Below are 13,896 nucleotides of genomic sequence, written 5' to 3' on the forward strand. Positions count from 1 at the left end.
TCCCGCTCAGTGTGCCCGTCCGTCCCGTTGCGCGGCGTCCGGCAACCCGTACCCCAACAGGAACAGCGGAACGCTCGCGACGACGCCGGCGAGGGCTCCGAACGTGACCAGCGCGACGCCGAGGAAGTAGAGCGACCCGCCCTGTGAGGCGACGGAGAACGTCGTGAGCGGGACGAGCGCGAACGCGCCGGCGGCGAGCACCAGCGACCACCGGAGGCGGTCCGTGTCGGCCGCGTAGCCGACGAGTGCGGCCGTGTAGACGGGGAGCGCCGGCAGGACGAGTCGAGCGGGGGTGGCGTCGGCGCGGGGTGAGAGGTCTCCGAGCGGGAGCGCCTGCAACGCGAGGGCGGTCCCGGCGGCGACGGCGAACGCCAACCCGACGATGGCAGCGAGACGGCCGACCGAAAGCCGCTCACGAACGGCGGGACGGGCGAGTGCGCCGCCGAGCGCCGCGGCACCCACGGCGACCGCGAACAGCGACGGTGAGGTCCCGACGAAGGCGAGATCGCCGTACAGCGGGTGGGCGGCCAGAACGAGGGCGAGCGCGACGACGACGAGCGCGGGGCGGTTGGTGAGGGCCTCACCGTCGAGGTCGGTGGTCGAAACCGCCCACGCGACGGCGCGGAGGCCGCCGGCGAACAGGAGCGACGGAACGGCAACCAGCAGGAGCGCGTTCCGTGCCACGACCGATCCGATCGGGAGGGCGATCGCGAGGAGGCTCCACAGCGGTCCGGCCAGCGCCCCCTCGGGGACGAGCGTCACGAAGGGTCCGTCGCCCTCGCTGTCGAAGTCGGTAACCGTCATCCGACGACTCGAGACGTTCGCACCGGGAAGTCCTCGGTCGACGACCATCCCCGGTGGGGCGACGAGGGTCAGACGATCGGCACCGAGGTCGGTGTACGTCCGCAGACTGGAGTCGCGGAACTGTTCGACCCGGAGGACGCCACCGGGGGCCCGGGCTGCGGCGTCGGGCGTCCGGTAGCGCATCCGGAGCGTATCGTCGGCCATCCTCGTCGACAGCAACGTTCCGTCGTGGACGCCGACCGCCTCGCGCGCGACGGCCCGTCGGAGCGTCTCGTTTTGCCGAAACGCCGACGCGGCGGCCGCGTCGAGGCGGTTCTCGACGGTCCACGTCGCGCTTCCGTTCCGGTGGACGCGCATCGTGGCGGTACTGCGTTCGATGCGGACATCGACGTCGTGGCCGTGGGCGGCGGAGACGAAGCCGCGGTCACAGGGGGCACAGACGGAGATAGGACGAGGGCTGGCCGCCGTCGGGCCCGCGGCAACCGAAACGAGCGCCCCGACGAGGAGCACACCCACGAGTACGCGGGGGAGGTGGCTGCGGGGGACCATACACGACGTGTGTCATCGATCACCAAAGAAGATTGTGTCGCGACGAAGGACGAACTTATCCCACGCGACCGCCTGCGATCGAACATGGACTGCCGGCGGTGTGGCTCCCCGCTCGATCGCCCGGGTGACTACTGCCTGGTCTGTCACACCGGCAACTGCGACGCCGTCGTGCTCGACGTGGCCGAGGACCGAGCGACGTTGACGATGCTCGACGAGGAGACGATTCTCGGGGAGACAGCGATCACCACCCGCCCGGAGACGGAGGGCCGAAACCGGGTGATCGAGCGGCGCAACTTCGCCGGGCTGATCGGCGACGAGATCCGGCGCAAGCGCCCGGAGACGGTGTTCGCGGCGGGCGACCGCGAGATCATCCGGGCGGTGCGGGCCGATACCCACTACGAGTTCTACCGCGTCCCGGGCGAGGACCCCGTGGCGGCGGTGCTCGACCGGCGTGGCGAGCGGGCGCTGGAGGTGGTGGAGACGCCGCCGAAGGAGAAGCTCGGCGGGCGGCACACGACGCTGATCGGCGGCCGGGACGGGCGGAAGGCCATCTCGACGGTGGCCGAACACCCGCACGTCAAAAAGATCGTCCCGGGCCCGATCGACGCCAGCGGGACGGGGTCGCAGTCGGGACTGCGGGCGAAGGTGACGCGGGCCGACGGCAACGGCAACGTCCGCCTGCTCCTGCGCGACGGATCGAGCGTGCAGGAGAACCGCATCGTCACGACGGCGATGAACCGCGAGACGGGCGAGCGCGTCCGGGACGACCTGAACGACGCGCTGGCGACTGCGGATCTCCAGTGACCGCGCCGTGACTCGCAGGGTTTATCCGTTCGGTGACGGTATCAAACGGTACTATGGCCGAGAACAAGGCACGCAGTACCGGGAGCGCGGGTCGGTTCGGCGCGCGATACGGGCGCGTCGCCCGCCGCCGCGTCAAAGAGATCGAAGGGGACATGGAGAGCGCGACGGTCGACGGGGACAGCGTCACCCGGATCGGCACCGGCGTGTGGGAAAACGAGGAAACGGGCGAAGTGTTCACGGGCGGCGCGTACCGCCCGGAGACGCCCGGTGGGCGGACGGTCAAACGATCGATCCGCGCGGCGCTCGCGACTGACGAAGACGATTCCGAGGAATGAGCTACAAATGTTCGCGGTGTAAGCGCGACGTCGAACTCGACGAGTACGGCGGCGTCCGCTGCCCGTACTGCGGCCACCGCGTGCTCCTGAAAGAGCGCGCACCGACGGTCAAGGAAGTCGACGTCGAGTAGTCGTGGCCGATTCGGACGACGCGCCACACCGTCTCTCTCTGCAGTTCGACTACGCCGACGAGCGCCGGGCACGGATCGTCGAGCGGAGCGTCCGGGTCGAGGTGGGCGAGATCGACGACGCCCGATCGGCGGCGCGGGTCGACCGCGACGGCAAGCAGGTCCGGGTGCGGATCGGCGCGGCCGACCTCGTTGCCCTCCGCGCAGGGGCGAACACGTGGACGCGACTGCTCGACGTTGCCGAGACGGTGGCGGCGACGGGCGGCGAGTAAGGAATACGGGGCTTTTTCACTCCGGATCACCTCCATCCGTTCATGCAAGGAAATCTGCCGCCGGAAGCCCAAGAAAAGCTCGAAGAACTGCAGGACCTTCAGGAGACGGCCCAGCAGGTCGCCGCACAGAAACAGCAGTCTGAGACGACGCTCAACGAGTCCCAGACGGCGCTCGAAGCCCTCGAAGACATCGACGAGGACACCGTCATGTACCGCGAGGTCGGCGAACTGCTCGTCGAGACGGACTACGAGGACGCCTACGAGGACCTCGAAGAGAAGGTCGAGAACCTGGAAGTCCGCGTCGAGCAGCTGACCAAGCAAGAAGAGCGCGTTCAGGAGCAGTTCGAGTCCCTCCAGGAGGAACTGCAGCAGATGCTTCAGGGCGGCGCCGGCGGCGCCGGCGGCGGCCCGATGGGACCGGGCGGCGCCGGCGGCGACTGAGGGCGCCGTGCCCGACGACGCTCCTGACGACGAAACCGTCGTCCAGACGGCCGCCGAGGCCGCCGAGGGCGTGGTCTTCGCGCAGTACCGCCAATCAGACGTGCGCGATCTCGACGTGACGGTCACCTTCGAGGACGGCGTCCTCGATGTCGACGTGTATCTGCACGTCCCGGACGCGGAGACGGATCCGGAAGCGGTCGCCGACGAAGCAGTGGAGGCGGCCCACGACGCAGTCGCGGATCTTTTCGAACGCGAAGCGTAGCACGGAGGCGGTCACCCGCGACGCCACCGGGCAAGGTACTTCCGTACCGATTCCTAACGGGGGGTATGCGAAACGGGGTAGCCGTCGTTTTCGCCGTACTGATCGTCCTATCGTCGGTCGGTCCGGCGGTGGCAACGGGTCAACAGCCAGCAGCCATCGACACCGGCCAGCAGGTCGCTCCCCAGCGCGACGACCCTGACGAGGACGTCATCGGCTGGGAAGGGGGGTACTGGCACGACGAATCGATCGACATCAACCAGTCGGACGGCCTCACCGACGAAGAAGTGGACGCCTACGTCGCGAGAGCGATGGCCCGCGTCGAATATCTCCGGCAAGAGGAGTTCGAGAGCGAGGTGCCGGTGGAAGTGCTCTCGCGGTCGGAGTTCCAGCAGCGATCCAGCGAAAACGCCACCAGCAACGCGTCGTACGACGCGTGGAACGACCAGGTGTGGGAGGCGCTGTTCGTCATCGGCGAGGACCAAGGGGCGAACTCCGCCCTCCAGGGAGCGACCGGCCAGACGACCGCCGGCTTCTACGCACCCAGTGACGACCGCATCCGGATCATCACCGACTCGCCGGACAGTCCGACGATAGACAACGCGACGCTGGTCCACGAACTCGTCCACGCGCTCCAGGATCAGAGCGGGGACCTGGGCGAGCGGATCAGCAGCGCAGAGACACAGGACGCCGACCTCGCGACCGACGGCGTCGTCGAGGGGGAAGCCAACTACATCGAGGCGCAGTACACCGATCGGTGTGGCGTCGAGTGGGAGTGCGTCTCGACGCCGAGCGACGGCGACGGAGCGGGCCAGCCGCCAAATCTCGGCATCCTCCTGACGCTGCTCCACCCCTACTCCGACGGGCCAGCGTACATCCACGACCTGTATCAGGAGGGGGGCTGGGACGCCGTGGACGCGGCGTTCGCGGATCCGCCGGAGTCGACCGAACAGATCATCCACCAGACGGACGCGGAGCCGACGCCGATAGCGTTCGAGGACCGCGCCCGCGAGGGATGGGAGACGTTCCCCGCCCAGGGTGAGAACGGCTCCGACACCGTGGGCGAGGCGTCGATGTACGTCATGTTCTGGTATCAGGCACGGACATCCGGCGCGAACCGCAACCTGGCGAACTCGCTGTTCCGGACGAGCGGCGAGTACGACATGTACAACTACGACGCGGAGCCGTCGGCGGGGTGGGGGAACGACCGGGTGTTCCCGTACCAGCGGACCGCAGCGGGCGAGACGCAGTACGGCTACGTCTGGGTGACCGAGTGGGACAGCGAGCGCGACGCCACACAGTTCGTCGAGGCCTACCGCGCCATCCTCGACGCGCACGACGCGACCGAACGGAACGGCACGCACGTGATTCCGAACGGCGAGTTCGCCGACGCCTTCCGCATCGACCGCGACGGCACGCGCGTCACGATCGTCAACGGGCCGACGCCGACGGCGGTGAGACAGATCCGACCGGCCGAGGCGGCGGATGGCAACAGTAGCGGTGGCTCGACGGCGACGGCCGCGCCGGGTGAACCGACCGACGGCTCGACGGGGCTCGAAGCCCCCGGATTCGGTGCGCTGACGGCCATCCTCGCCGTCATCGGTGCGGTCGCCGTCCTCGCCCGACGACGCGCCTGACGGCGGACACCGACGCCGACGGCATCCTTTTCACGCACCGACGCCGACACCGACGACATGCGTGGCGCGTCCCTGCTCCTGGCGCTCCTCGTCGTCCTCGCGGGCTGTGGCGGCGGCGCGATGACGGAACGGGAAACGGCGACGCCGACGCCGACGGAGACGGCGTCGACAGCGACGGAACCGGCGACAGCGACGCCGACGGCCACGACGCCCGATCCCTCGCCCGCCGACTTCGGCGATCCGGCGGCGGACCGCCTCGGCTGGGAGGCCGGCTACTGGTACGACGAGCCACTGGCGATCAACGCCTCGAACGGACTGAACGAGAGCGAGCGGTCGGCCCTCGTCGCGCGGACGATGGCTCGGGTCGAACGACTCCGGGGACTGGAGTTCGAGTCGACGGTCCCGGTCGAGGTGGTGTCGCGCACGGCGTACCGGACCGAGGAGAACGTGACCGCGACGGCGTGGGACGAGCAGGTGTGGGAGGCGCTCCTCCTGGTCGGCGAGGACCGCTCGGTCGCCGAGGTGTTCAGGTCGCTGTACGGCGAGTCGGTGCAGGGCTCGTACGTGCCGAGCGAGGACCGCATCGTCCTGGTGAGCGAGACAGCACAGCCGACCATCGACCGGCAGACGCTCGCCCACGAACTCGTCCACGCGCTGCAGGACCAGCAGTTCGGCGCGGTGTTCGATCGGGAAAACCTCACGCGCGACACCCGACTCGCTCGGCAGGGGTTGATCGAGGGCGACGCGGGCTACGTCGCGGAGCGATACGAGCAGCGATGTAGTGGGGACTGGTCGTGCGTGGCACGCCCCCCGGCCGGCCCAGGTGGATCGCTCGGCGACGACATGGGCGTCTACGTCGCGGCCTACCAGCCCTACAGCGACGGGCCGGCGTTCGTCCACCGCCTCCGGCAGCGCGACGGGTGGGCCGCGGTGAACGCCGCCTACGACGACCCGCCGACCAGTACGAGCCAGGTGATCCACCCCGAACGCTACCCCGACTGGTCGGCAACAACGGTGCGGATTCCGGACCGATCGACCGACGACTGGGAGCGGTTCGAGCGCTCGCCCGCGGGGGAGACGGTCGGCGAAGCGTCGGTGTTCGCCACACTCTGGGCGAACGGTGAAGTCGAGACGTTCCACTTACAGCAGACGACGCGTCCGTACCGCGCGTACAACTACACCCACTCGACGTCGACGGGGTGGGTCGGCGACCGGATCGTCCCCTACCGGAACGGCGACGGCGCGTACGGCTACGTCTTCCGGACGGAGTGGGCGACGGAGGGCGACGCCGCGGCCTTCGCCATCGCGTACCGTCGCCTCCTGCGAACGCGCCGAGGGGCCGAGCGACGCGAGGGCAACGTCCTCGTCGTGCCCGCCGGCCCCTACGCCGACGCCTTCCGCGTCACCCGGAACGGGACGACGGTGACGGTGGTGAACGCGCCGACGGTCGCGGAACTCGGCGGGGTTCACGCGGGCTGAGACCGCCGCACGTTGATATGGACCGGGGCGGATGAAGAGGAAACCTCTTCGACACGATCGACCGAACGAACGGGTTTTTCACCGGGGGGAGCGAACGCGAGGGCGATGCCACCGTTCGACATCGTCGGACCCGAGTCGATCCGCGACGGGACGGCGACCGACGCCTACTTCCTCCAGACGGAGCGGACGCTCCGACACGCCGACCGCAATCCGACGGTCGTCGCCGAGGTGACGGCCGATCAGTTCCCGGACGGCGAGTTCGAACTCTTCGCCGGCGTGAAAGACGCCGCCGCCCTGCTGGAGGGGTACGCGGTGGACGTCGACGCGATGCGAGAGGGGCACCTGTTCGACGGCGGACCGGTCCTCCGCATCGAGGGGCCGTATCTGGAGTTCGCCCGGCTGGAAACTTCGTTGCTCGGCTTCCTCTCGCACGCAAGCGGGATGGCGACGGCAGCGCTGGAGGCGCGGCGGGCCGCCCCCGAGTCGACCGTCCTCTCCTTCGGCGCGCGACACGTCCACCCCTCTATCGCGGCGGTGGTCGAACGGAGCGCGCTGGTCGGCGGCCTCGACGGCTTCTCGCACGTCGCCGCCGGCGAGGTGCTGGACCGGGAGGCGGGCGGCACGATGCCCCACGCCCTGTTGATCTGTTTCGGTCGCGGAAACCAGGAGGCGGCGTGGCAGGCCTTCGACGACGCGACCGATCCCGAGGTACCCCGTGTGGCGCTCTGTGACACCTACACCGACGAAGTCGACGAGGCGCTCCGTGCGGTGGAGACGCTGGGGGACGACCTGGATAGCGTTCGCCTCGACACGACGGGGTCGCGACGCGGCGACTTCCGACACATCCTGCGCGAAGTGCGCTGGGAACTCGACGCCCGCGGCGTCGGCGATGTGGACCTGTTCGCAAGCGGCGGCCTCGACCCGGCCCAACTGCGGGCGCTCCGAGACGTGGTCGACGGGTTCGGCGTCGGGGGCTACGTCTCCAACGCCGACCCGGTGGATTTCGCACTCGACATCGTGGAAGTCGACGGCGAGCCGGCGGCCAAGCGCGGGAAGTTGTCGGGGACGAAACAGGTGTACCGGACGCCGAACGGCGGTCACCACGTCGGTCTCGCGGATCGGGCGGGGCCGAGCGACGGCGAACCGCTGCTCGAACCGCTGCTGCGGGATGGAGAGATCGTTCGCGAATTCGACATCGACGCGGCGGCAGAACGGGCGCTGTCGGACGCGGAGCGGGTCGGCTTCGGCGAGTAACTAGAGTGAGTATGTGACTGTCGGTAGATTCGCATCGGGACTTCCGGAGAATCTACCGTGACTTCCGAGACACTCTATTAGAGTTCTTCGACGCTGCCGCCGCCGGGGCGCTCGCGGAAGACCTGGCCTTCGAACAGCGTGATCATGGTGTCCTCGTCCTGCCAGGCGAGCGGCGAGATGCTGGCTTTCCGGCAGGCGTGTGTGAGGAACTCCTCTTCGCTCCAGTCGTTCTCGACCGGCAGGGTGGGGTACATCCAGGCGTGCTGGCCGTCGGCGTCGATGGCGACGCCGTGGGTGCCGAGTTCGAGGTCCGCGAGCGGATCGTTCGTGAGGACGTGATTGCAGACGACACAGATGGAGATGTTGAGGCTCTCCAGTTCGGGGGGTTCGATCTCCGAACCACAGGAGTCGTCGGAGGCGGCAGTGATGGCCGCGTCGACGATGGCGTGACCGAGCTGGTCGGAGCCGCGATACGCGCCGGCACAGCCGCGGAGACGGCCGCGGCCACGGGTCGACGTGACGCGGACGAACGCTCCGGTGCGGGCGTAGAAGGCGTCTCGCATGCTCCCCGGCTGTTCCCGCTGCCCCTGTAGCACGTACGCCTCTACGGCTTCACGAGCCAGTTCGACCGCTCGGGCCCCATCGTCGTAAGAAAGCCGTAGCGTCTGCGCCTCGGACATACCGCGTACGTGGCCCCGAATCGACTTGAACCCTTCCTTTCCGACAGGGAGAATCGTGATAGATCGGGGCGACCGAACGGCTTATTCGGGCGCCCGAACTACGGCTAGACGGCAGAGAGAGCCCGGCCCCCGTGCCTTCGGGCATGAGGAAAGTCCCCCCACCGTCCGGACAGGTGACCGGGCGCAAGCCCGGAGTCGGAGACGGCTGGCTCTGGAACAGAAACGAGACCACTCGGTCCGACCGATGAGGTGTGCGAACCCGAGCGCAAGCGAGGGGAGTTAACCCACCGAGGGCAGGGAGATGCCACGTGGGAGATACCACGTCTCTCCGAGGCGTGCGATGCTACTGCGCGCCTTCGGGACCCGTCGGGTCCCGTAACGACCGAGAACGGATGGAACGGCGAATCCTCACCGGTGCAAGTCCGCCTCGTCAAGGTAGTCCGGACGCGGAGGTAGACGCTCAGCCGAATGCCGGGTCGAACAGAAGGGGGCTTACTCCTCTCAGCCGCTTTTCCCGCCGAGCCACCGGTGTAGTGGATAGTCGGTTATCAGTTCATCGGCGCCCGTCGCGTCGGCGTCGGCCGCCTGACGCCGCGTGCGGATGGTCCAGACGGCCACCGTTCGGCCGGCGTCGTGAGCGGCCTCGACCACCGCCTCGTCGACGGCCGACCGCGACAGGTGGACCGCACCGGCGTCGTACCAGTCAGCGAGTTCGGCAGCCGTCGCCGCGTCCCGAGACAGGGGCGCGAGCGGGACCGTGGAATCACGCTCCCGAACCGCCGCGAGCGCCCCCTCACGGAACGAGGAGAGGCGAATCTCGCGGCCGTCGATGGCGTCGAGCACTCGGTCCACGAAGGGTTGCCAGCGCTCGCGGGGAGCGTCGTCCCCCGCTGCCGGACGCTTGAGTTCGACGTTGAGCGGCGCGTCCGTGGCGTCGAGGAGGTCGTCGAAGGTCGGCACCGTCTCGCCGCTCTCCAGGACTTCCGCGGCGGTCACCGTCTCGGGCGGCAGGTCCGCGACGGCGCCGTGGCCGTCGGTGATGCCGCGACTCCCGCTCTCGCCACCGAGTCGATGATCGTGAAAGACGACCGGCGTGCCGTCCGCGCAGGCGACGACGTCGATTTCGACCATATCGGCGTCGGGAGCGGCGGCGTTGACAGCCCTGATCGTGTTCTCGGGGGTGACGCCCGCGAATCCGCGGTGGGCGATGACCATCGGATCCGTCATCCGTCGGCGTCGAAACCGTCCTCCCACCGGAACGTGCCGTTTCGCTGGATCGTCTCGCCGTCGACCACGAGCCGCGACCCCTCGTCCATGCGCGTGATGAGGTCGACGTGGACGGCGCTGTCGTTGCCGGTGTCGCCCGCGGGGAGACAGGCGTCGTAGGCGCGGCCGAGCGCGAGGTGGACGGTTCCACCCATCTTCTCGTCGAAGAGCGTGTTGTCCGTCGCGCGGGTGATGCCGCGGTTCATCCCGACGCCGAGTTCGCCGAGACGGCGCGCGCCGTCGTCGGTGGCGAGGAGGTCCGCGAGAGCGTCTTCGCCCTCCGCGGCCGCGTGGTCGACCACCTCACCGTCCTCGAAGACGAGGCGGGCGTCGCGGACGCGCCGCCCTCGCACGGTGATGGGCACGTCGAAGGTCACTTCGCCCTGCGTCGCCGTCGGCGCGGTGAACACCTCGCCGCTCGGCAGGTTGTGTGAGTCGTAGGCGACGGAGGCGGCGCTGTTGACCGCGGTTCGGTTCGCGATGGACATGGTGAGGTCCGTCCCCTCGGCGACGAGCCGGACCTCGCTCCCGGCGTCGAGGATGTCCTTCAACTGCGCCATCTCGGCGGCGAGGGCCTCCCAGTCCCGGAGGACGGCGTCGTAGACGAAGTCGCGGTAGGCCTCGTAGGACATGCCGGCGGCCTGGGCGAGCGACCGGGTGGGGTGGACCGTCGACACCCAGTCGGTCGCCATGCGGGCCTCGCGTACGTCCTCCCGGGCCCGGGCGTGGGCGCTCTGGGTCTCGCCGGACACGTCGGCCGTGGCAGCGGTGTTGCGGCTGCCGCCGAGCGAGAGATAGACGTCGGCGCGGTCGTAGAGGGCACGTTCGGCGTCGGCGGGCGCAAAGTCGCCGTCGTGGGCGCGGAGATAGGCCCGGGTCACTTCGTCGGCGCCGTAGGTGGCGACGAGGTTCGCGCCGCGAGCGCCGAGTTCGGCCGCGACGGCGACGGCGAGGTCGTGGGCGCCCTCGGCGACGCGCACCACCACGTCGTCGCCGGATTCGACGCGGGCGCTCCAGTCCACGAGCGTCTCGGCGTGGGCGCGGATGCGGTCGTCCATGGCCGAGCGTCGGCGGCGACGGGCAAAAGCCACACGCCGGGAACCGCAACCACTACCTCCCGGCGCGCCGCAGGCCGGACCATGCAACTGGGCGTCATCGGACTGGGGCGGATGGGGCAGATCGTCGTCGAACGAACGCTCGCGGCCGGCCACGACGTGGTCGCGTTCGACATCAGCGAGGAGGCGGTGGCGACGGCGGCCGACGCCGGCGCCGAACCGGCCGACTCGCTCGAAGATCTCTGTGACCGACTGGGCACCGAGAAACGCATCTGGCTGATGGTGCCCGCGGGCGACGCCGTCGACGCCGCGCTCGACGACCTGGCGCCGCATCTCGGCGAGGACGACATCGTGGTCGACGGCGGCAACTCCCATTTCGAGGACAGCGTCCGGCGGGCCCAAGACTGCGACGCCGCCTACCTCGACTGTGGGACGAGCGGCGGTCCCGCGGGCGCCGAACTGGGCTTCTCTCTCATGGTCGGCGGCCCCGAGGACGCCTACGAGGCGATGCGGCCCGTGTTCGACGCCGTCGCCACCGGGCCGGCGGGCCACGACCGGATGGGCGCCGCCGGCTCCGGCCACTACGTGAAGATGGTCCACAACGGCGTGGAGTACGCGCTGATGCAGGCCTACGGCGAGGGGTTCGAACTGCTCCACGAGGGGCGCTACGACCTCGATCTCGAAGCCGTCGCCCGGACCTGGAACAACGGCGCCGTCATCCGGTCGTGGCTGCTCGAACTCTGCGAGGAGGCGTTCCGCGAGGAAGGCAGCGACCTGGGCGACGTGGCGGATCACGTCTCCGGCGGGTCGACGGGTACGTGGACGGTTCAGGAAGCGCTGGAACTGGAAGTGCCGGTGCCGCTGATCCACGGCGCCCTCGCGGAGCGGTTCGCCTCGCGTCGCGACCGATTCTCGCGCCGACTGGCCAACCGCCTGCGCTACGGGTTCGGGCGTCACGAAGTCGTTCGGCGGGAGTGATCCGACCGCCGAGAGGGTGACGAACCGGCTCACGTGCCGGCAATCACAATCCCCTTAACCCCCACGTTCGTACCGCCGCGCATGGTCGAGGTAAATCTGGTGGGGCTGAGCATCGGCGTGGCCCTGACGCTCACCGCCGTTGTGCTCCACCTGTCGAAGGGGACGGGATGGACGCCCACCACCGACATCTCACAGGAAGTGCTCGAGCGCCGAGCGGAGTCGGTGCCGGAGACGGACTTCCCGGAACCGATGAACCGGGCCATCGGCGCGGGCGGCGGTGGCGCCGTCGCGGCCGGTGCCGGCGGCGGCGAAGCGGAAGGCGCCGAACTCGAAGGCGGTGCGGCGGCCAGCGAGGAGGAAGGGCCGTGGACGCTCTCCGACGACGAAGCAGACACCTTCGAGGTCGAATACGCCAAGGAGGGCGACACCATCGAAGTCGCCGAAAACGAGACGGTCCTCGAAGCCGGCGAGGACCAGGGCTGGGACCTGCCCTACGCCTGCCGGCAGGGCCAGTGTGTCTCGTGTGCCGGCCAGATCACCTCGGGCGGGAACGCCGAGGACTACGTCGTCCACAACGACCAGCAGATGCTCGACGACAACGAACTCGACGAGGGCTACACGCTGACCTGTGTGGCCTACCCGAGAGACGACTTCACCATCGAGACGGGCGAGGCGCCGTAGCGCGCCCGCGTCGACACTCGGCCAGTTCTTCGACGTATCGATCCGACAGCGGCAGTACCGGCGCCACGTCGTCAGACGGACGGTTGTACGTTCCGGTGGGCCAACGATCCGTCTTGGCGACCCACCGTACTGACTCACACGAACTTGTATCAGTCGGCCGGCGTGGCCGTCTCCGACGCGTCCGAAGAGCGACGGCCGATTCGGTCACGGAGCGCGGGGATCACCGTCCGGTCGACGGCGAACGGGCCACTGCCCGTGATGAGCAGGGCGGACGTGAGGCCGAACAGCGTGATGTGAGCGAGCACGGGGTCGTCGGGAAGGCCGAACAGCGTCGTGGTGAGGATGATGAAACCCGCGCCGGCGGCGCTCCGGGTGAACGTCCCCGTGAGGATACACAGCCCCACGACGAGTTCGCCGAGGCCCGCGCCGAACACCCACATCTCGGGGGCGACGGGCACCACGGCGGTCAGATCGTATTTGTCGACGACCTGGAGCGCGCGGCCGGGGGTGAGCCACTTCTCGACCAGGCCGAGATAGGCGAAGTTGAAGCCGAGAAAGAGGCGGATGAGCAGCGGCGCGACGCCTTTCTCGACGCCGAATCGGGTGAGGAGGTCGGCGGGCGTCGTCACGTCACGGAACCGGCTCATGATGGTGCCGTCAGTGACGACCAGCCGGCGGAGCAGGAGGTCGGCACTCGGCTGTCCGGGACCGAGGACGAGGATGCCGAGGAAGCCGGCGATGTATTCGGAACTGTGCAGGAGCGCCGGGAAATACGTCGCCAGGCCGACGAGATAGGCGACGAGGCCGGCGAGGGCGGCCAGTCGCGTCGCCAGCCCGAACAGGAGGAAGAAGGCGATGGTGACCTGGATCAGGCGTACCTCGACGGTGACGATGGGCGAGAAGTAGTAGCCGGCGAAGCCGGCGCCCATGAGCGGGAGGCCGGTCGCGAGCCGGAGGAGCCAGCCCAGATACGGCTGGTAGGAGCGGAGGGTGCGCCGCGTGACCGTCACGTCCTCGATGTGGTCGCCGTAGCGGAGCCAGCCGAGGGCGGCGACGGTGACGCCGACGGCGCCGGCAACGAGCAGCGCGACGTTGAGCGGGTCCGAAAACACGGCCATCAGAAACTCGGTGACGCTCGACCCCGAGCCGTCGTCTTCGGTGACGTAGTCGACGTGTGCGGCCCCGGGACGCGACGCGAGCAGCACGACCGCGAACAGGCCGGTCGTGGCGCGGCGCAACCAGTCGGTGTGCATTGGCCTAGCTATGCATCACGG

Annotated in this window: 16 protein-coding genes and 1 other RNA gene; 12 read left to right on the forward strand and 5 right to left on the reverse strand. The window is 69.3% G+C overall.

The annotated features are described in order from the left end of the window. Positions 1 to 6: 6 nt before the first annotated feature. Positions 7 to 1,353, reverse strand: coding sequence for a hypothetical protein (locus MXB53_RS00590; protein ID WP_248895276.1), 1,347 nt, complete (start codon positions 1,351 to 1,353; stop codon positions 7 to 9). An 84-nt stretch (positions 1,354 to 1,437) separates the two neighbouring features. Here MXB53_RS00590 and MXB53_RS00595 point away from each other — a divergent pair, with 84 nt between their 5' ends. The 9 genes from MXB53_RS00595 (at position 1,438) to MXB53_RS00635 (ending at position 7,962) form a co-directional block, all read left to right on the forward strand. After that, positions 1,438 to 2,157 (forward strand): DUF2103 domain-containing protein, encoded by a 720-nt coding sequence (locus MXB53_RS00595; RefSeq protein WP_248898047.1) that lies wholly within the window; start codon positions 1,438 to 1,440, stop codon positions 2,155 to 2,157. A 53-nt stretch (positions 2,158 to 2,210) separates the two neighbouring features. Then, positions 2,211 to 2,492, forward strand: a complete 282-nt coding sequence (locus MXB53_RS00600) for an eL43 family ribosomal protein (RefSeq protein ID WP_248895277.1) — start codon at positions 2,211 to 2,213, stop codon at positions 2,490 to 2,492. Then, positions 2,489 to 2,623, forward strand: coding sequence for a DNA-directed RNA polymerase subunit P (locus MXB53_RS00605; RefSeq protein ID WP_248895278.1), 135 nt, complete (start codon positions 2,489 to 2,491; stop codon positions 2,621 to 2,623). Before MXB53_RS00600 ends, MXB53_RS00605 begins: the two co-directional genes overlap by 4 nt. Before the next feature lie 2 nt (positions 2,624 to 2,625). Then, complete coding sequence (locus MXB53_RS00610; protein ID WP_248895279.1) at positions 2,626 to 2,892, forward strand: KEOPS complex subunit Pcc1; 267 nt, start codon at positions 2,626 to 2,628, stop codon at positions 2,890 to 2,892. A gap of 42 nt (positions 2,893 to 2,934) precedes the next feature. Continuing rightward, a complete protein-coding gene (locus MXB53_RS00615) occupies positions 2,935 to 3,333 on the forward strand; it encodes a prefoldin subunit beta (RefSeq protein ID WP_248895280.1) in 399 nt (132 codons plus the stop codon). Between the two features lie 7 nt (positions 3,334 to 3,340). Beyond that, positions 3,341 to 3,595, forward strand: coding sequence for a DUF3194 domain-containing protein (locus tag MXB53_RS00620; RefSeq protein WP_248895281.1), 255 nt, complete (start codon positions 3,341 to 3,343; stop codon positions 3,593 to 3,595). Between the two features lie 65 nt (positions 3,596 to 3,660). Further along, on the forward strand, positions 3,661 to 5,229 hold the full coding sequence (locus tag MXB53_RS00625) for an Hvo_1808 family surface protein (RefSeq protein WP_248895282.1): 1,569 nt from the start codon (positions 3,661 to 3,663) through the stop codon (positions 5,227 to 5,229). A gap of 57 nt (positions 5,230 to 5,286) precedes the next feature. Beyond that, positions 5,287 to 6,708, forward strand: coding sequence for an Hvo_1808 family surface protein (locus tag MXB53_RS00630; RefSeq protein WP_248895283.1), 1,422 nt, complete (start codon positions 5,287 to 5,289; stop codon positions 6,706 to 6,708). 105 nt (positions 6,709 to 6,813) lie between these two features. Continuing rightward, positions 6,814 to 7,962 (forward strand): nicotinate phosphoribosyltransferase, encoded by a 1,149-nt coding sequence (locus MXB53_RS00635; protein WP_248895284.1) that lies wholly within the window; start codon positions 6,814 to 6,816, stop codon positions 7,960 to 7,962. A 77-nt stretch (positions 7,963 to 8,039) separates the two neighbouring features. On the opposite strand, the gene MXB53_RS00640 is transcribed toward MXB53_RS00635, so the two are convergent. Beyond that, a complete protein-coding gene (locus MXB53_RS00640) occupies positions 8,040 to 8,642 on the reverse strand; it encodes a TIGR00296 family protein (protein ID WP_248895285.1) in 603 nt (200 codons plus the stop codon). A gap of 110 nt (positions 8,643 to 8,752) precedes the next feature. Between MXB53_RS00640 and rnpB the strand changes: the two genes are divergently transcribed. Then, positions 8,753 to 9,149, forward strand: an RNA gene (rnpB, locus tag MXB53_RS00645) — RNase P RNA component. Here rnpB and MXB53_RS00650 read toward each other — a convergent pair. Both MXB53_RS00650 and MXB53_RS00655 read right to left on the reverse strand, forming a co-directional pair. After that, positions 9,144 to 9,869 carry a glycerophosphodiester phosphodiesterase gene (locus MXB53_RS00650; protein ID WP_248895286.1) on the reverse strand — a complete coding sequence of 242 codons (726 nt, stop codon included), beginning with the start codon at positions 9,867 to 9,869 and terminating at the stop codon, positions 9,144 to 9,146. The genes rnpB and MXB53_RS00650 overlap by 6 nt on opposite strands. Next, the gene (locus MXB53_RS00655) at positions 9,866 to 10,966 is read right to left on the reverse strand and encodes an aminopeptidase (RefSeq protein ID WP_248895287.1); all 1,101 of its coding nucleotides are present in this window, start codon (positions 10,964 to 10,966) and stop codon (positions 9,866 to 9,868) included. Before MXB53_RS00655 ends, MXB53_RS00650 begins: the two co-directional genes overlap by 4 nt. An 81-nt stretch (positions 10,967 to 11,047) precedes the next feature. Here MXB53_RS00655 and gnd point away from each other — a divergent pair, with 81 nt between their 5' ends. Both gnd and MXB53_RS15565 read left to right on the forward strand, forming a co-directional pair. Beyond that, positions 11,048 to 11,941: a phosphogluconate dehydrogenase (NAD(+)-dependent, decarboxylating) gene (gnd, locus tag MXB53_RS00660; RefSeq protein ID WP_248895288.1), complete on the forward strand. Its 894-nt coding sequence runs from the start codon at positions 11,048 to 11,050 to the stop codon at positions 11,939 to 11,941. 81 nt (positions 11,942 to 12,022) lie between these two features. After that, entirely contained in the window at positions 12,023 to 12,622 is a 600-nt protein-coding gene (locus tag MXB53_RS15565; RefSeq protein WP_283102214.1) for a 2Fe-2S iron-sulfur cluster-binding protein, read from the forward strand. 149 nt (positions 12,623 to 12,771) lie between these two features. On the opposite strand, the gene MXB53_RS00670 is transcribed toward MXB53_RS15565, so the two are convergent. After that, positions 12,772 to 13,875 carry a DoxX family protein gene (locus MXB53_RS00670; protein ID WP_248895289.1) on the reverse strand — a complete coding sequence of 368 codons (1,104 nt, stop codon included), beginning with the start codon at positions 13,873 to 13,875 and terminating at the stop codon, positions 12,772 to 12,774. Between the last annotated feature and the right edge of the window lie 21 nt (positions 13,876 to 13,896).

The sequence above is a fragment of the Haloplanus sp. XH21 genome (assembly GCF_023276355.1).
Taxonomy (GTDB): Archaea; Halobacteriota; Halobacteria; order Halobacteriales; family Haloferacaceae; genus Haloplanus; species Haloplanus halobius.

Excerpts from the sequence above, each read along its gene's own strand:
- MXB53_RS15565 (WP_283102214.1), top strand. The coding sequence starts at position 12,023 with ATGGTCGAGGTAAATCTGGTGGGGCTGAGCATCGGCGTGGCCCTGACG.
- MXB53_RS00630 (WP_248895283.1), top strand. The coding sequence starts at position 5,287 with ATGCGTGGCGCGTCCCTGCTCCTGGCGCTCCTCGTCGTCCTCGCGGGC.
- MXB53_RS00595 (WP_248898047.1), top strand. The coding sequence starts at position 1,438 with ATGGACTGCCGGCGGTGTGGCTCCCCGCTCGATCGCCCGGGTGACTAC.
- MXB53_RS00605 (WP_248895278.1), top strand. The coding sequence starts at position 2,489 with ATGAGCTACAAATGTTCGCGGTGTAAGCGCGACGTCGAACTCGACGAG.
- MXB53_RS00615 (WP_248895280.1), top strand. The coding sequence starts at position 2,935 with ATGCAAGGAAATCTGCCGCCGGAAGCCCAAGAAAAGCTCGAAGAACTG.
- MXB53_RS00635 (WP_248895284.1), top strand. The coding sequence starts at position 6,814 with ATGCCACCGTTCGACATCGTCGGACCCGAGTCGATCCGCGACGGGACG.
- MXB53_RS00640 (WP_248895285.1), bottom strand. The coding sequence starts at position 8,642 with ATGTCCGAGGCGCAGACGCTACGGCTTTCTTACGACGATGGGGCCCGA.
- MXB53_RS00670 (WP_248895289.1), bottom strand. The coding sequence starts at position 13,875 with ATGCACACCGACTGGTTGCGCCGCGCCACGACCGGCCTGTTCGCGGTC.
- MXB53_RS00590 (WP_248895276.1), bottom strand. The coding sequence starts at position 1,353 with ATGGTCCCCCGCAGCCACCTCCCCCGCGTACTCGTGGGTGTGCTCCTC.
- MXB53_RS00655 (WP_248895287.1), bottom strand. The coding sequence starts at position 10,966 with ATGGACGACCGCATCCGCGCCCACGCCGAGACGCTCGTGGACTGGAGC.
- MXB53_RS00600 (WP_248895277.1), top strand. The coding sequence starts at position 2,211 with ATGGCCGAGAACAAGGCACGCAGTACCGGGAGCGCGGGTCGGTTCGGC.
- MXB53_RS00625 (WP_248895282.1), top strand. The coding sequence starts at position 3,661 with ATGCGAAACGGGGTAGCCGTCGTTTTCGCCGTACTGATCGTCCTATCG.
- gnd (WP_248895288.1), top strand. The coding sequence starts at position 11,048 with ATGCAACTGGGCGTCATCGGACTGGGGCGGATGGGGCAGATCGTCGTC.
- MXB53_RS00650 (WP_248895286.1), bottom strand. The coding sequence starts at position 9,869 with ATGACGGATCCGATGGTCATCGCCCACCGCGGATTCGCGGGCGTCACC.